This is a genomic window from uncultured Pseudoteredinibacter sp., from assembly GCF_947502065.1.
GTDB lineage: Bacteria > Pseudomonadota > Gammaproteobacteria > Pseudomonadales > Cellvibrionaceae > Pseudoteredinibacter.
Genome location: NZ_CANMYE010000006.1, coordinates 113491 through 130901, shown reverse-complemented (window position 1 = coordinate 130901; position 17411 = coordinate 113491). Strand labels below are relative to the sequence as shown.

At 46.0% G+C, this 17411-nt stretch carries 15 protein-coding genes; 6 read left to right on the top strand and 9 right to left on the bottom strand.

Features of this window, described 5'->3' with window-relative positions; genetic code table 11:
• On the bottom strand, positions 1-1563 hold the full coding sequence (locus Q1A41_RS15735) for an alkaline phosphatase D family protein (protein WP_299980906.1): 1563 nt from the start codon (positions 1561-1563) through the stop codon (positions 1-3).
• Positions 1564-1784: 221 nt separating this feature from the next.
• Between Q1A41_RS15735 and Q1A41_RS15730 the strand changes: the two genes are divergently transcribed.
• Both Q1A41_RS15730 and Q1A41_RS15725 read left to right on the top strand, forming a co-directional pair.
• Entirely contained in the window at positions 1785-2390 is a 606-nt protein-coding gene (locus Q1A41_RS15730; protein WP_299775088.1) for a TetR/AcrR family transcriptional regulator, read from the top strand.
• 271 nt (positions 2391-2661) lie between these two features.
• The gene (locus Q1A41_RS15725) at positions 2662-4902 is read left to right on the top strand and encodes a TonB-dependent receptor (protein WP_299980904.1); all 2241 of its coding nucleotides are present in this window, start codon (positions 2662-2664) and stop codon (positions 4900-4902) included.
• A 59-nt stretch (positions 4903-4961) separates the two neighbouring features.
• Here Q1A41_RS15725 and Q1A41_RS15720 read toward each other — a convergent pair whose 3' ends face one another.
• A complete protein-coding gene (locus tag Q1A41_RS15720; RefSeq protein ID WP_299980902.1) occupies positions 4962-5861 on the bottom strand; it encodes a TIGR01777 family oxidoreductase in 900 nt (299 codons plus the stop codon).
• 143 nt (positions 5862-6004) lie between these two features.
• Positions 6005-6952 (bottom strand): GGDEF domain-containing protein, encoded by a 948-nt coding sequence (locus Q1A41_RS15715; protein WP_299980901.1) that lies wholly within the window; start codon positions 6950-6952, stop codon positions 6005-6007.
• A 508-nt stretch (positions 6953-7460) separates the two neighbouring features.
• Between Q1A41_RS15715 and cobU the strand changes: the two genes are divergently transcribed.
• Genes cobU through cobS form a run of 4 tightly spaced genes read left to right on the top strand, consistent with a single transcriptional unit; the run spans position 7461 to position 10564 of the window.
• Complete coding sequence (gene cobU, locus Q1A41_RS15710) at positions 7461-8000, top strand: bifunctional adenosylcobinamide kinase/adenosylcobinamide-phosphate guanylyltransferase (protein WP_299980899.1); 540 nt, start codon at positions 7461-7463, stop codon at positions 7998-8000.
• A 50-nt stretch (positions 8001-8050) separates the two neighbouring features.
• The gene (cobT, locus tag Q1A41_RS15705; RefSeq protein WP_299980898.1) at positions 8051-9148 is read left to right on the top strand and encodes a nicotinate-nucleotide--dimethylbenzimidazole phosphoribosyltransferase; all 1098 of its coding nucleotides are present in this window, start codon (positions 8051-8053) and stop codon (positions 9146-9148) included.
• Entirely contained in the window at positions 9148-9750 is a 603-nt protein-coding gene (locus Q1A41_RS15700; protein ID WP_299980897.1) for a histidine phosphatase family protein, read from the top strand. Before cobT ends, Q1A41_RS15700 begins: the two co-directional genes overlap by 1 nt.
• Positions 9751-9790: 40 nt before the next feature.
• Positions 9791-10564 carry an adenosylcobinamide-GDP ribazoletransferase gene (gene cobS, locus Q1A41_RS15695; protein WP_299980896.1) on the top strand — a complete coding sequence of 258 codons (774 nt, stop codon included), beginning with the start codon at positions 9791-9793 and terminating at the stop codon, positions 10562-10564.
• Positions 10565-10625: 61 nt separating this feature from the next.
• Here cobS and Q1A41_RS15690 read toward each other — a convergent pair whose 3' ends face one another.
• From Q1A41_RS15690 to Q1A41_RS15665, 6 genes are all read right to left on the bottom strand, one after another.
• Positions 10626-12080 carry a cobyric acid synthase gene (locus Q1A41_RS15690; protein WP_299981034.1) on the bottom strand — a complete coding sequence of 485 codons (1455 nt, stop codon included), beginning with the start codon at positions 12078-12080 and terminating at the stop codon, positions 10626-10628.
• Between the two features lie 43 nt (positions 12081-12123).
• Complete coding sequence (gene cobO, locus Q1A41_RS15685) at positions 12124-12726, bottom strand: cob(I)yrinic acid a,c-diamide adenosyltransferase (RefSeq protein WP_299980895.1); 603 nt, start codon at positions 12724-12726, stop codon at positions 12124-12126.
• 33 nt (positions 12727-12759) lie between these two features.
• Positions 12760-13518, bottom strand: a complete 759-nt coding sequence (locus Q1A41_RS15680) for a cobalamin-binding protein (RefSeq protein ID WP_299980894.1) — start codon at positions 13516-13518, stop codon at positions 12760-12762.
• Between the two features lie 128 nt (positions 13519-13646).
• Complete coding sequence (locus Q1A41_RS15675) at positions 13647-14468, bottom strand: heme ABC transporter ATP-binding protein (RefSeq protein WP_299980893.1); 822 nt, start codon at positions 14466-14468, stop codon at positions 13647-13649.
• Entirely contained in the window at positions 14465-15478 is a 1014-nt protein-coding gene (locus tag Q1A41_RS15670; RefSeq protein ID WP_299980892.1) for an iron ABC transporter permease, read from the bottom strand. Before Q1A41_RS15670 ends, Q1A41_RS15675 begins: the two co-directional genes overlap by 4 nt.
• A gap of 38 nt (positions 15479-15516) precedes the next feature.
• Complete coding sequence (locus Q1A41_RS15665; protein ID WP_299980891.1) at positions 15517-17361, bottom strand: TonB-dependent receptor; 1845 nt, start codon at positions 17359-17361, stop codon at positions 15517-15519.
• Positions 17362-17411: the final 50 nt, after the last annotated feature.

Below are 17411 nucleotides of genomic sequence, written 5' to 3'. Positions count from 1 at the left end.
CTAACCTTTAGCAGTAACCGTTTTTTTATATTTTTCATTGACCGTAAAGCTGTATGAGTGGATATTATCTACAGTCATCCAGCGAGCCGACATTTTATCGACTTGAAAATCCACATCTATCCAGCCCTTATCCTTGCCATTGACATAGCTAAGATGTGGATTTTTTTCGATAAAGGCATCAGATACCGAACTTCCCTGGAAGCTTGGCAGATAATCATCTAAGCCTGGGGAGGTTACCGAGCTGGTAATTAACTCTGTGATTTTTTGCTGAGGTTTACTCGGTATCGAAATTTGAGAACATATTCCCGTATGGATATCGCCCGTTAGGATGACAGCATTTACACTATGCTTGCCCAAAATTTCTAAAAACCGATCCCGAGCTTTGGGATATCCGTCCCAGGCATCTAGCAACATAGGCTGTCCGTATTTACTGGATTCAATTACCGCTTGATAGTGCTTGCGAGAGCGCGACCGCGCAAACTCAGAATCTCCATTGGGATCTGCTACCTTGCGCAAATCAGGCATGTGAAATGGCGACACCATTACCTGCTGGCCAATTGCTGTCCACCGACAGCTGTTCTTTGAAAGTTGCCTTTCAAGCCAGTTTGATTGGTCTTGCCCAAGCATTTCACGATCACGCTCTAGCCCCTGCGCAAAGGCCTTACGACTGGGTTGCTGCTCTCTTCCTTTAAGACGGGTGTCCAACATTGAAAGGCTAAGTAAATTACCAAAAGTAAAATGCCGGTTTATGCCATCATTGGCATTTTCCCGTATAGGCATCCATTCATAATAAGCTTGGCGTGCCGCCGCTTGTTGTTTGCGCCAAGCATCCGGGCTTTTACTTTTAGGGCTGCCATCTTGCCAGGCGTTATTGGCAAACTCATGATCATCCCATACCGCGATCATAGGATGCGCCGCATGCATAGCCTGCAAATCCGTATCGCTTTTGTATTGTGCGTGGCGCAATCGGTAATCTTTTAAGGATTTAAGCTCATTGGCCGGTACGGGCTCACGGTTTAACGCTTCAGCATGCTGAGTGGCATAACCGCCGCGACCATACTCGTAGAGATAATCCCCCAGGTGCACGACAGCATCGTAGTCAGGCTTATTCGCGATTGCTCGATAAACATTGAAGTAACCCGCCGGGAAATTAGAGCAGGAAACCACCGCCAATCTAGCCTGCTTACAATTTTCGGCCGCTAGAGTTTTGCAACGCCCTATTGGCGAGAACTCTTTATTACAAACAAAACGATAAAAATATTCCTTCGCTGGTAGCAATTTCTGAACATCAAGCTTGAGAGTAAAATCGTTTTCAGCCTGTGCCACAAGCTCACCTTGCTGCACAATATTGTGAAATTCGCGATCTTCCGCCAGCTGCCAGCTTACTGTCTGCAACGCCTGGCTCGGGTGAACTCTCGTCCAAATAATAAAGCGATCTTGTAAGGGGTCGCCACTTGCTACACCGTGCTCAAAAACAGTTGCATTCTTTGTAGCATGCGCCAAAGGAAGCCCGGTTATTCCGCCCACTAAAGCAGCGGACTTTATTAACTCTCTGCGTTTCATTTCTTAAATTCTCTCTAATACAGCCCAGTGCAGTTTGCCAGCGCAAGACTACGCTTAGAATACATACAAGATACATACATACATGACTGCATGTCAATATTTGAGAAAGCCATCTCCTAAAGCAGAAGGCCTAACCTAAACCTTAGCGGCTCCCTGCTGCATTGTGTACATAAAGGTCAAAGGTTAGAATCTCCCGCTTGATTTGGGAAAAGAAGGCAAGCATGAGTCTAATTCGGCGTAGCAACGAGGAACGTAGCAATCAAACCCGTAGCAATATTTTAGAAGCGACGGTGCGCTGCATACAGCAACACGGCTACCAAGGTGCCACTATGTCTTTGATTGCTCAAGAATCAGGGGTAACCCGTGGCGCGCTGCAACACCATTTTGGTAACCGACGTATAGAGCTTATCGCTCAAGCCGCCGAGCATGTGTATGACCAGTATTACGCACAATACCTGCCTATCTTACAAGACGAAGACCCACGAAAACTTCTGAAGGACGTTTGGCAACTCCAAAAGCAATTATTCCACCAAAAAGAAACCATTGTTCTTATCCAAATATGGCTCGCTTGTCGCAGCGACACTGAACTATCAGAAAGAATCCTGCCACTGTTTAAGGAATTAGACAGCAAGCTTTCAGAGCAATGGCGCAACTGCCTAAAGCACTCTGACTTAAAGCATGCTCAGATTCAAAAAATCCGCTATATGCAGCGAACCCTGCTGCGCGGGGCTGCTATCGAGTACCTAATGTTTCCCGAAAAGGAAGTTTTCAACGAGCTGTTTGATATCGCTGAAAAGGCCACTTTAGGCATTTTGGACGAACCCTAGATATCAGTTGAAAGCGATCTAAATCTTGTCATCAAACTGAAACTCGGTTTGCCTATCATCCATACATACGTTAATGTATGTAAATATTCAGTAGGTATTTTGGCTTACTCAAGCTGTTAAAACACCTTGGCCGGTATACAGTCAGCAATGCTGTTGGCCGCCGGCTTGGCCGAGGTAAACGAGAAGCTTTAAGTATCTGAAATACATGAATGATTGTATGCATAACAATAACTTGAACGCTCAACAGCATAGCCTCGGAGACACTTGCATCATGGCCCGATCACGCTTAAACAAACCATTTTTATTCAGCGCCCTAGCCTTGGCCATATGTGCCAGTAACAGTTTTGCTCAACAAAGCACGCTAGAGGAGATTACCGTTACCGCTCAAAAGCGAGAGCAGAATATTCAAGATATTCCGATCTCTATTGCGGCCTTTAGCGCTGAAAACCTGAAGGATAAGGGTATCGACGATTTTAGTAAGCTTGGCACCCTAACCCCAGGTTTAAACTTAGCCCCCTCTACTGGTTTTTATGACCCTATCGTCACAATTCGGGGAATCGGCCTACGCTTTGAAGAACCCAATGTAAGTGCCTCAGCAGCTGTGCATATTGATGAAGTCGCAATGGCAACCCCCAGTTACTTGAATGTTCCTTTGTTTGATATTGAACGAGTGGAGGTCTTAAAAGGCCCTCAGGGAACTTTATTTGGACAAAATACTACAGCCGGAGCCATTAACTTTATTACTCGTAAACCCAGCCATGAAACCGACGGCTACATAGATTTAAGTTACGGGCGTTTTAATGAAACGGATATCGAAGCTGCAATCGGCGGCAGCCTAAGCGATAACTTAGCGGCTCGAGTCGCCCTAAAGCAGACTCGCTCAGATGGTCATCAAAATAATTTGGGCACCAGTAGAACTGCGGGCTTTACCAGAATACCTGGAGTGATCCCAGGAATTGCAGAGCGCCCAGCCGACAGTAATTTTGGCGGGCAGGACAAGTTATCTATTCGCGCGAGCTTTCTTTTGGAGGCAAGCGAAGAGGTAGAAGTATATTCCAGCATTCACTATTTTAATGATGAATCAGATATCCCACTGGTGAAACTTGATGGCGCGGATGCTCTTGGGATGAGCCCCGCCAGTAATGATCCCTACACGGTTGAAGGTGACGAACTGGGCATTAATGACCATGAGCAATGGGGCGGTCAACTGCGAGTTAGCTGGGATCTAGGGTTTGCAGAATTCACCTCATTAAGTGGTTACGAAACCCTGAATCGACACATGATTGATTCTGAGGGTACTGCCAGCCGAATTCTTAACGAAGATTTATACAATGATTCTTGGCAGTTCAGCCAAGAGTTTCGATTGGTCGGTGAAACGCAAAACACAAACTGGACGGCCGGTTTTCATTACGCTGAAGACGAAGTGGATTTTTTCAAAAGACAAGACGCTTCTGATTCGGTTTTAGGCTTTCTTGATACAAAGTATTTACGAACCGTAGAGAGCTGGGCCCTATTCTCGCAGGTCGACTGGTTATTATCTGACGACTTCACCTTAACCACCGGCCTACGTTATCTTGAAGAAGAGCGCAGTATCGATCGCAGCTCACAATCATTCGATCCCTATGGTACGGCTCTCGTAGATCGAATATTTCCTGACCTGCCAATAATCCCAGGCAAAGACAGCATCAATGCTGAGGAGCTTACCTGGAGACTCGGCTTGGATTATCGTCCCAATGACGACACCTTATTGTACGCTAGCATTAGCGAAGGCTATAAGTCAGGCGGCTTTGATGGCTCAGGCATAACTTCAAACGCGGCCCTAGAACCTTTCGACGGTGAAGAATTATTAGCCTATGAAGCTGGCATAAAGTGGACCTCCAGTAATATTCCGCTGCGAGTTAATGCTTCGGTATTCTTTTATGACTATGACAATCTGCAAGCACAAGCACTAGTAACCATTGTTGGCGAAGACGGTACAAGGGTACAAGATGCCATTTTAACAAATGCCGGTAAGGCGGAGATTGCAGGTGCTGAATTCGATATTAACTGGCAACCGATTGAAGGGCTGCGAATCGACCTAGGCGCCAGCTATCTTGACGGTGAAATTACTGAGTTTGCCTCTGAAGACCCAGCAGAATCTGCAACGATTATTGGCAATGAAACACCAAACACTCCTAAGCTGCAAACAAATGCGCAAGTTTCTTATCGCTTCAGCATCAGCGATAGTAATATGGCCCGCGCGTCCTTAGATTACAGTTATATTGATGACGTTTATGGTGATATCGCCAATAGTAACAACATCATTATCAACTCTTATGAGTTGCTCAATGGTCGTTTCGAGATTTCGGATAATGATGAAAACTGGACAGTAGGCCTATGGGGCAAAAACTTGGCGGATGAACGCTATTACACCAGTATCGCACCAGCATTTTTAGCCCAAGAAGGTGTAGTCAGAAGGTCTTATGCTTTGCCCAGAACCTACGGCATAGATTTTAGATATAACTTTTTCTAAATAGGCTTTAAACCCTAGTCGATTTTCTAGCCCAGCTCCGCTGGGCTCTTTTTTATTTTTTACAGCGTGGAAAATGCCTTTGCCAATTCTTCATATCGAAATTGAAAGCCCATCTCTAATAACTTCCTTGGATAGATTCTCTGCCCCTCAAGCAACAGCTCCGCTCCCTCACCGAGCATAAGCTTTGGAATTATCTCGGGCAAAGGAAAAATTGCGGGGCGCCGCAGTGATTCAGCATAAAGGCGGGTAAACTCAACATTCTGTACAGCGTTGGGTGCTGTTAAATTAAAAGCGCCCTTAGCGTTTTTATTCTCCAACAAAAACTCTATGGCTCGCGCCTCATCCTCAATATGAATCCACGACATCCATTGCTTACCACTGCCAACCCGACCACCAAGACCCATAGAGAACGGCAAACGCATTTTAGCAAGTGCGCCTCCGGGCCCAAGCACAATCCCTGTACGAAGAAGACAAACTCTAATGCCATACTCTTCTGCCTGAGAGGCCTCAGCTTCCCAGGAGCTGCACAAATCATGAGTAAAGCCCTGCTGGGGGGCAGCACTTTCGTCGAGCGGCTCATCTTCAAGATGGCTACCATAGAATCCAATTGCTGAAGCACTCAGTAAGACATCGGGCTTACAATCTAAATTTGAAATCAACTCTATTAAATTTTTTGTGGTGCTGATACGACTATTAAGTAACTCTGCTTTGCGTGACTCACTCCAACACTGATCAGCAATACCCGCTCCGGCTAAGTTAATCACCGCATCTATCTTGGGGCTGTTCGCAAGCTGCCAATAATCATCGAGACTGGCGAAGCACTCTACTTGCTTCCCATATAATTGTGCGCAGGTATTTTTAGACTGGCTCCAAGCGAGTAACTGGTGCCCTTTGCAGAGCAATCGGGGAATTAGAAATTGGGCAATAAAACCACTGGCGCCTGTTAAAAGGATATTCATACAGCCCTCCCTGATACATTCTAGTTCAATCAATCTACTTCACTAACTAGAAGGGAGCAAGCCTGTCAAAGATTGGTACATTAAAGATATTGCAAAGGCTGCATTTTAAAAACAATAACGCAACCCTCGGCTAACGATCAAAATCAAACGGCAGCCGCAGCTATGGAATCTTTATCGCCTTCCCAGCTAACACAATTTCGACCCCGATTTTTAGATTTATAAAGCTGCCCATCAGCCAACTCTACTAATTCTTTCCATTCCATTCCACAACCGGGCTCATAGCTACAGAGGCCGGCACTTGCGGTTAAAATACCGTAGTCGCTTTCACAATGTGGCTCGGCCTTAGCCTCAAGCGCTTCTAATACCCGCTCAACCACTTTCGCCGCCACCAAGGGATAAGTCTCTGGGAGCAACACTAGCAGCTCTTCCCCACCATAACGATACAATCTATCAGAGCTACGCAAGCTGGACTGAATTGTATCGCTAACCAGCCTTAGAACCCGATCACCTTCTTGATGCCCATAGTGGTCATTGTATTTTTTAAAGCAGTCAACATCGATCAGCACAACCGAATAATAACGTTGATAACGCAAGGCATTGTTATGGGTGTATTGCAGATCCATCTCCATGGCGCGGCGATTGCCGATCCCCAAAAGAGAATCCTCCATAGACAGGGTTCTAAGCTCATCGAGCATATTAAAGTGGGCATCTAAAACATCGTTCTGCCCGATAATCCCCATCAAATAGCCATCCGGGTCAACTACGGGCAGATTGCGAATATTGTAGGATTGCGAGATAACAAAAGCCTCCCTAAGCGGTGAACCATAATGTACCGTCACAGGAGAGGGCGTCATAATATCTTGCGCAATTAAAGCAGAGAAGTCTTTACCTTCAAGGTGACTGGCCGCCAGCAATCCTACCAAATCCCTTTCGGTGATGATGCCTACCGGCTTATCGTCATCTATCACAATAAGGCATGGAGACTTCGCTTCAGTGAGAGTTTGTAATATCTCGCTTAACGATGCATTGGGTTCCACCGTTACAAAACCCATTGTCATATGGTCTTGCACACAGGAGTCATTAAATTTCATAGTCTTTTATATTAGAGTTCTTAATATCCGCCCCAATACCTTTGAGGCACCACCCTGGACCAGCCCTAGTCCTGCCAACTTCCTAATTCTCTCTTTATCTAAATACAGCACTATGTGGATAGAACCGTACGGCCAAACACCGAAACGCTGTCCAAATTTTTGCCCCGTTCCTTTAGAGTATTGGTCAACAGGAGCTGATTTCCAGTCCCGTGGTCACTTTTTAATAAAGTCTCTCTAAGCGGCTTTTTTTGGCGAGTGCAAAAATGGCTAAGCTGAGCCTAGCGCTCGAACAGCGATGCAAATTGATCAATCAACAAACATCCTTTATACCCAGCTACTCCAAGTGATACAGGACATTTGTCGCAGCAATCAACTAAATAATAGTCTAAAATTACAATCTTTCTATGCGAAACAAGACAAATTATCCATACTTTGGAATCATTTTTATCTTAAAGTGGCATTGCTTACCCCCATGGCGTGCCTTTCCTCTAACTAAGAAACTTATATCATGCTGCATCTAGTCTTAGGCGGTGCCCGTTCTGGCAAAAGCCGATATAGCGAATCAATTGCAAGATCCCTCGAATCGGCTGGACGAAGGGTATTCTATATTGCCACCGCCGATACCTCGCAAAACGATCTTGAGATGGCTCAGCGAATCAAACAGCACCAACAGATGCGCCCCAGCCACTGGCAACTCATTGAGACAAAAACGGCTTTATCCCAGACACTAGAATCGCTGAACCATACCGATGCTATCGTTTTAGTGGACTGCTTAACTCTTTGGCTAAGCAATTGCCTACTTCATCAAGACAAAGAGCTTTGGCACAGAGAAAAGCAACAACTGCTAAGCTGCTTAAGCAGCTTCGAAGGCCAATTACTAATGGTTAGCAATGAGGTCGGACAAGGCTTGGTCCCTATGGATAAATTGGCCCGAGTATTTGTTGACGAATCAGGCTGGTTACATCAAGATCTGGCTCGAATTTGCGACCAAGTAACATTCGTCACCGCAGGTATACCGCAACAACTCAAACCTCAGAGCAACAAATAGAGCCCTACCGCTTCAAAACAAGCCCAACACCAACACAAGAAAGCCCGCTCATGCCCGAAACTCTATATTGGTTCGACCAAAACATCCCGCTACCTTCGAACGATAGCCGCGAGAAAGCAGCACAACATCAATCACAGCTCACTAAGCCAGCAGGCTCATTAAGCAAACTAGAATCACTGGCCATTGAGCTGGCGGCACAACAAAACAGTAATAAACCCACTATTCGAGCTCCACAAATTACTGTATTTGCCGCTGACCATGGTATCGCTCAGCGAGGCGTTTCGGCTTTTCCACAGTCAGTCACTGCACAGATGGTTAGCAACTTTATCGCCGGTGGTGCCGCGATCAGTGTCTTGGCGAAGCAGTTCGATGCCCAATTGGAAGTGGTTAATCTTGGCACCTGCTATCCAATCCCCCAATGCTTGAGCAGCAACCAAGAGCCTTTACAAGGTTTGCACAATGCCATTATTGCAAAGTCTACCGCCGACTTTTCAAGGCAAGCCGCTATGAGCAGTGAGCAAGCGCAGCAAGCCCTGCAAGAAGGAGCAAATGCTCTTGAAAGAGCCCCGCTGGAGTGCACCTTATTTATTGGTGGAGAGATGGGCATTGCAAACACCAGCAGCGCAGCAGCGCTAGCCGCTGCGCTGCTGAATAAAGAGATCGATGAAGTGTGTGGCTACGGGACGGGTATCAGTGAAGATGCCAAATCTCAAAAAGCTAGCCTAATTAATGCGGGCGTGCAGCGCTTTACTGAAAAAGCGAAGTCGCTAGATTTAACTGAGCGCCAGCGAGCGCTTCTCGCCTTAGAAGAGCTAGGTGGCTTTGAAATTGCGGGCTTATGCGGAGCTTACCTTAGGGCCGCACAAATGGGCAAAAGCATATTGCTCGATGGCGTCATTAGCAGTGTCGCCGCTCTTCTAGCATGCAAAATTAATCCAGCCGTAACACACTACCTGCTGGCCAGCCACCTCTCCGCTGAAATAGCCCATAAAACTATTCTAGAAAGCCTTAATTTAACGCCACTGTTAGAATGGGGTATGCGCTTAGGAGAAGGCAGTGGTGCAGCATTGTGCATTGGCCTGTTAGATAGCGCCTGTCAAATTCACAACAATATGGCCACCTTTGCCGAAGCAGGTGTCAGTCAATAATGAAAACCAGTATTCGTTTATTGCGCCATGGTATTTGCGAAGGTGGCAATATTTTTCGGGGACATTGGGATAGCCCTTTATCTAGCGAAGGGCATCAACAAATGCTAACTGCCTGTACTGCACTGCAAGATATTGACGTTATTATTTGCTCTCCACTGCAAAGGTGTCGGCAAGTTGCAGAGGAATTGGCACAGCAGTATAGCAATTCAGACTTGCTGATCGAGGAAGATTTAAAAGAAATCAACTTTGGTGATTGGGAAGGAGTTAATATAGAAGAACTCATGAAAAGCCAACAGTCACAACTGGAAGCTTTTTGGAGCGACCCTGTATCGAACTGCCCACCCAATGGCGAAACAATGGCAGACTTCAATCAACGGGTTTGCCAAGCCTGGCATAACATTTTGCAGCAATACCAATATAAACAAATATTATTGATCACCCATGGTGGTGTTATTCGCTGTATACTTGCCGATGTTTTAGGCATGTCGCTAAGACCGTTATCTCGAATCAGCGTGCCTCACGCTTGCTTAAGTCAAATCGACATTTTTCACGAGGCAGGAAAACCAGACTGGCCGCAGTTAATCAGTCACGGCTTAAATTAAGTTTGACTACTGTTATCACCTGTTTTTAATAGGGCTCCATATGGAACGAGTTTCGGGATTTGGGCGCAGCTTAGCCATCGCCTTTATGTTTTTAAGCCGCATCCCCATGCCGCACTTAAAGGAATACAAACTTGAAGACCAACGTCGATCCGGCCTTCTCTTTCCTTTAGTGGGCTTATTGCTAGGCGCCCTTCTCGCTGTACTAAGTCTATTTTTATCAAGCCAATTTCCTGCGAGTGTCAGCGCCGCCATCCTACTTTGTGCTTGGGTTTATATAACAGGTGGTTTACATATCGACGGTTTAGCGGATTCAGCCGATGCCTGGCTTGGCGGCTTGGGCGATAAGAGTCGCAGCCTAGCCATTATGAAAGACCCACGCTGCGGTAGCGGCGCTGTATTTACCGTGATCTGTTTATTGTTACTTAAATATGGCGCACTGCTACATTTATTCCAGCAAAGTGACACTGAGTCAATCAATTTAGCCAGCAGCTTAATCATCATCCTTATGTTGGGCCGCTGTTCGGCGATAGCTGTTTTTAGGTTCTGCCCCTACGTGAGTGAATCAGGCTCAGCTTTAGGTTTTTTAGATTTGAAGAAAACCAATGTAATCAACTTAGCCCTCTTAATTTATCTAAGCCTGTTTGTACTGCTCTGGCCCACAGGCTTAATCGATTTAGGTATATTACTGCTTATCTGGCTAGGCCTTCGCCATTTAATGATGAGTAGGATTGGCGGCTGCACCGGCGATACAGCCGGAGCCAGTGTAGAAATTATCGAGGCCGCAGCACTGGTTTTGCTTTGTAGCACTGGCTAAGAGTAGTCTACATAATTGGATCCAGGGCCAGCTAAGTAAATTCAAAACTCAATGTATAGCTTTACATTGATAATAAGTCTCTGCCAGCTTCGCGTTGCTCCAAGGCCTCAAGAGTAGATTGAGCTAAACGTTCAATTTCTTGCTCGCGAAATTCGAAATAATTAAACACTTCGGAAGATTCCAAACCAGCCCATTGCAGTAACTGTTCAAGAGCCGAACTTTCATTAAACAATCCGTGCAAATAGGTTCCCAGTATTTGTCCATCAGCAGAGCGAAAGCCCTCTAGCTCTAGCCCCAGATCACCCTCTAATTCAAACAACGGGCTTTGCTTTAAATCAGCGCCAGAACTCTTACCCATATGGATTTCATAACCGCTGATCGCAATATTACTAGCAAAAAAGTATCCTTGACGATTATTCAGCTCTTTACGCTCATAGAGTTCGGTATCCATATCGACCAAGCCCAAAGCTGGACTTTTTCCTGCTGCACTCTCGACGCCCAGCGGATCATTAATACTATTACCTAGCATCTGGTAGCCACCACATACCCCCAAAAGCTTTCCGCCATAGCGAAGATGTCGTTTAATGACATCCTCCCAGCCTTGTTCCCGTAAATAGTCCAAATCAGAACGTACCGACTTTGAGCCAGGAATAATCAGCAGATCACATTCTTCCAAACTCGATTTCAAGTCAACAAAGCTAAGTTCTACCTGCGGGTGCAGGGCAAGAGGATCGAAATCTGTATGATTTGAAATTTTAGGCAGAACAAGTACAGAGACTTTTAAATTATCCGTTGCTTTTCTTTGCTGTTTGACGCTTATCGCATCTTCGGCTTCCAGGTGAAAGTGATGTAGATAAGGAATAACCGCTAAAACGGGTTTGCCAGTTTTTTCTTCCAGCCATTCTAAACCCGGTTCAAGTAATGCAATATCGCCACGAAAACGATTAATAACAAAGCCGACCACACGCTTTTGCTCACTTTCACTCAAAAGATCTAGCGTTCCTACTAAGTGAGCAAATACTCCTCCCTTATCTATATCTGCTATAAGAATAACTGGGCAATCTACGGCCTCAGCAAAGCCCATATTGGCAATATCACCTTCACGCAAATTAATTTCCGCAGGGCTTCCAGCCCCTTCCACAAACAGCCATTGATAGCTATTTTGTAAGCGTGCAAAAGATTCCAAAACCGCTTGCTTCGCGGTGCTTTTATAGTGGTGATAATCTAAGGCCTGCATGTCACCAATGGAATGGCCTTGCACAATAACCTGGGCACCGGTGTCCGTACTTGGTTTTAGCAAAACCGGATTCATATCGGTGTGGGCTGGCACCCTAGCCGCTTCTGCCTGAACCGCTTGCGCTCGACCTATCTCACCACCATCTTCAGTAACTGCACTATTCAAGGCCATATTTTGTGGCTTGAATGGCGCGATAGATTTACCTTGGTTGGAAAATATCCGGCATAGCGCTGCTACTAATGTGCTCTTACCGGCATCAGAGGTGGTGCCCTGCACCATCAGAGCAGCGCTGTTAAACTTCTTGAGATCCAACTTCACTGAGCTACCACTCAATACCTTTTTGGGCTTTGATTCCAGCCTGAAATGCGTGCTTTACAGCCTTAATTTCGCTATAGGTATCGCAGGCATCTTGCAGATATTTCTTTGCACCACGCCCGGTGATAATCACACTTTGCGCCTCGGGCCTATTGGCAATAGTCTCAAGAACTTCGTCTTTATCTAACCATTTATAATTTAAGGCGTAGGTCATCTCATCCAACAACACCAAGTGGATATCCGGATTGTTAAATGCCGATTTAGCTTCCTGCCAAACCTTTTGGGCGGCAAGCTTATCCTTTTCATCATCCTGGGTTTCCCAGGTAAACCCAGTGCCCATGACATGAAAATCTACGTCGGGCATATTCTCCAACATGTTGCGTTCGCCGCACTCCCAGGTGCCTTTGATAAATTGCACTACAGCTACTTTATAACCGTGACCTAGGGCCCTAAGCACGGTACCAAAGCCTGAACTACTCTTGCCTTTACCGTCACCACTTAGCACTATAAACACGCCCTTATCTTCCTGGGCTCTAGCAACACCCGCATCTACAATTTGTTTGCGTTGTTGCATGCGCTTTTTGTGGCGCTGTTCTTTTTCTTCGGTCATTTTTAATCACCCAACTAGTTTGACTCAATACTTTTAATTAGCTTTTCGCTGCCGTACAGACGACAGCTGTTCGCATAATATGCTTGCGCCCTCTAGCAAACGAGGAGAATGCCTTTGTATTAGATCTGGCGGAATAAAAAACAAATGATCGTTTTTCACAGCGCTTAAGCTAGGCCACCGCCTCCATTCATCTAGCCACTGTGGCCTTTCTTCGCCCATACCACTTGCGACAATCACATCTGGATTTTTACGCAGCACAGTCTCTACACTCAGCTTAGGTGCAATACTTTTGGCACTATGAAAAACATTTACTCCGCCACATAAATCAATAACGTCACTGACTATGCTCTGACCGTTAAGGCTCTGCAGGGGCTGATTCCAAACCTGATAAAACACAGACACCTTATTCTGCGACTGATATTTCGTTTTTAATCGACTCAGCTTGTCGCGAAATTCGGCCACCTTGGCAACGCCTGCCTTACTGGCAGTTAATCGAGTCACATCCTCCATCAAAAGAGCAATATCTTCTAAGGTCTTAGGCTCGGAGTAATAAACCTGAAAACCCAGATTTTCTAGCTGCTTTAAATGTTTCTCAGAATTTCCGCTTTTCCAAGCAAGGATCAGATCAGGATTCAAGCGCACTATCGCTTCGACATTCACACCGGTATATCCGCCAACTCTCGGTAGAGATTTAGCAGCCTCAGGGTAATTACTATAGTCGACAGCAGCGATCAGCTTATTTCCGGCACCGACTTCATAAGCCACTTCCACCAAGTGTGGTGCCAAGGCCACTATTCGCTTTGCCGACCCAACGGAACCCTTCGATTCATTCGCCCACACCCAGGCAGTAAACAAGGGAAACAAGAGAATCGAGCAGACCAAACACCTTTTGAAATGGCGGACTCGCAAACACTTGGCATTCATATATAAACCACCGGACAATCTTTACTTGGATGTTGAACGACCTTGACATCTACCTGGTACACCTCACTCAGCAAGGTTTCTGTACACACCTCCCATGGCTTACCACTTGCCTTAAGCTGGCCCTTATCAAGCAGCAAAATACGGTCAGCGTATTGACAAGCCAAGTTCAAATCATGCAGAACCAGTATAAGCACGGCGTTATCTTTTGCTCGTTGCCGACAGGCTTCCAATAGCATTTTCTGATGACTCAAGTCCAAGGAACTATTTGGCTCATCTAAAAATATATACTGGGGGGAATAAGCAAGTTTTGGCCACGCCTGCGCAAAAACTCTTGCTAGCTGAGCTCTTTGCTGCTCGCCACCCGAAAGCTGTGTGTAAGTTCGCCCATGATAATCATAGCAATCAAAGGTCTGCATCGCCTTCGCGCAAACCTCCTGGTCATACGCCCTACCCGTTGCAAATGGCATCCGTCCCATTTCCACAACTTCAGATACTGAAAATGGAAAGTTCAAATTAGTATGCTGGGATAATACCGCCAAGCTTTGCGCCCTTTGCGACGCGTCAAGCTTTGCGATTTCTAACTCGTGGATGTGAATAGCACCGCTAGCAGCTGGAAGCTCCCCCGACATAGCTTTTAACAAGCTGGACTTTCCCGCCCCATTGGGACCAATGATTACAACCAACTCACCCGCACAAGCTGAAAAACTGATATTTTTCAATACCTCAATACCCGAGCGAAGCACAGATAGGTTTTGCGCTTCTAAGCAGGCGAACTGCTTTATTGGAGGCTTACTGCTTTCTTGTGATGCCTTATTCATAGTATCTTTTGACGCTTGCTACGTAATAAAACTAAAAAGAATGGCGCCCCCAACAGAGCTGTCAAAACCCCAACTGGCAACTCGGTAGGCAAAACTATGGTGCGCGCTAAAGTATCAGCCAACAACAGTAGTAGGGCGCCACCTAAGGCCGAATTCACAATCAAAAACCGATGATCTGGACCTATTAATAAACGCATAATATGTGGCACCACCAAGCCGATAAAACTGATAATACCAGCGAGCGCTACAGATAAGCCTAAACCAGCAGCAATCAACAAAACAACAAGCACTTTCAAACCGTCTACATTCACCCCCAGATGCCGGGCTTCGGATTCACCAAGCAGCAACGCATTTAGCCTTTGTGCATTTATCTGTAAGAAAAAAAGAACGGCTACTAACAAAGCAAATAGGCTCCAACGCTGCATACTGCTGCTGCCAGACAGGTTTCCCATTTGCCAAATACTGATCCGTCGTAACTGCTCATTATCGGAATAGAACTCGCTGAAACTTGATATCGCTCCTGCGAGCGCGCTAACTGCTATCCCAGCCAATAGCATCATCGCAACGGAGGTTCCATAATCCCCTAAAGAAAGCCGATACACTAAGAAGCTGGCCAAAGCTCCACCGAGAAATGCACTCAGTGCAATCAAAAGAAAACTAAGCGGGACATCGAGCACCGCAGCAGCGAAGACAATACACAAGCTAGCCCCCATTGAAGCGCCTGCACTCACTCCAATTAAACTTGGGTCGGCAAGAGGGTTGCGAAATAATCCTTGGCTTGCCGTACCACAGCTTGCCAACATAGCACCAACAAGTATGGCCAGTAGCAATCGCGGCAACCGAATATCTCGGATGATAAGCTGTTCGGTATTATCCGCCCTTCCAAGCAAAGCTTGTAGCGCATCAGAAATTGAGGAGGGCTCTGTGCCTATACAGAGCGCCAAAAGGGAAAGGGGCAGCAGCAGGATCAACTGCAAATAGAGAATTCGCTTAGCCGTTTCTCTATGCATACCTTCTGAGCCCCATATTTATTGATCGGTTTAGGAGTTTACAAACTTAATTTAAAGCCCGCATAAATAGCTGCGCCAGACGAGTTATAACTAGAAACTTCTTGGTAATCTTCATCAAAAGCATTTTCAGCCCGCAAGAATAAATCGATATGCTCGGTCGCCGTCCAACGTAACGATACATCCAGAACTTGATAGTCTTCAAGCTCTGAAGAGCTATCACGCTGTCCAGCTACATGACGGTAGTTACTGCTTAAGATCAAGTGATCATTCCAAAAATGATAATCCATGCCGGCATTAAACAACACTCGCGGACGACGAACACGCTGTTCTCTTACTCCTGCACTATTTGGTGCAGTTTCTGTATCGTTATAGGTAGCATTACTGTAAACATACAGTTGCTCACTCAGATTCTTCTGGAAACTGAGCTCGACACCTTTAGATCGACTCTCACCATTTCCTTGCAAATAGCCACTAAACGTCTGTAGATCAAAATAAATTTCGTTTTCTACCGTTTGATCAAAGTACACGACTTCTAGCTGACCGCCACCTTCTAGGAACAACTGAATGCCAAGATCATAGCTGTCCGTTTTTTCTTCCTGAAGATTTACATCTAAAATTGATGGCGGCGCAAAGTCACGACGATTATAGGCCAGCTCCGATAAGCTAGGCGCGCGAAATCCCGTTCCCCAACTGCTTTTCAGCTTTAACTCACCTACAGCGGTTGGTATTAAATAGGCCGCCCCTAAACGGTAACTATTGTGCGTACCAAAATCGTCATTGTCATCGTGACGTACACCGGCATTGATAAACAACTTATTGTCATTTTGCCATTGCCAGTCAACATATACCGAGTCTTGATCTCGCTCTTTGCGGTTTAATGTGTCTTGCTGAGTTTCGCGTTCGATGCCAAAAACGAAGGTATTCTGCTCGCCTTTCCAGGCACCAAGGTATTGCAACTCTTCGATTTCTCCTTCAGCCTCAAAGCCAAAGTCTGCAATATTCTCGCGCTGCGTTTCATTTTTACTGTAGGCCAGCTCATGGTCCCACTGCTTACCTTTTTTGCTAAGCGAAAAACGGCTTGCACGTTGCTCATAGTTAGCAAAGTTAACATGGTTACTCGTGGAGCTAAAACCATCATAGCCAGCGCTAGAATCCACATCACGCAAGGTGGCACTTACCCGCCAGTCTTCAGCAAAGTTTAAGCCACCATGAATATGAGCTGTGGTATTTTCATAGCCGTCGAGCTCCCCGGTGGTATCAATGCTACGCGCGTTAAAGCCGTCGGTATCTTGCTTTGAAACAGCAAGACTAATATCACCTTGTTTTTCACGCACAGCTACATTGGCGGCCCAATTTTGGGTATCGTAACGTCCCACCTCAGCCTGCAGCGCCCCACTTAAGCCAGCTTTAGTGGAACGACTATCAATTAGGATGACACCACCAGCATCAGCGCCATACACCAACCCCTGAGCACCACGTAGAATCTCAACTCGTGACACACCAGCACTGCTGATATGCTGTATTTGAGGACCTATTTGGGTTCCAGTAGGATCTGAAACATCGATACCGTCGACAAATACCTTGGTACGATAACCTTCCTCACCACGAATACGTAATGCTGAAGCCTTCCCCGCCCCTCCGGAATTACTGACATTAATAGCGGGCTCGCTGCGTAACACATCCATCAGGCTGGCATGGCCTCGAAGCTCAATAGTTTCGGCATCAACCACACTGACAGCCGCAGACTGTTGTCTCAGCGGCACCTCAATACGGTTTGCCACAACAATCATTTCTTCAATTTTGCTTTCTTTAGCAGCGTGAGTATTGGCTGTAACAGCCAGAGCCAAAACAGATTTGGCGAAAAGTATTTTGGAAAATTGCATTGTAGATCCTCAATCAAACACTCGGACTGAGGGAGGGAACAGGCTCGGAC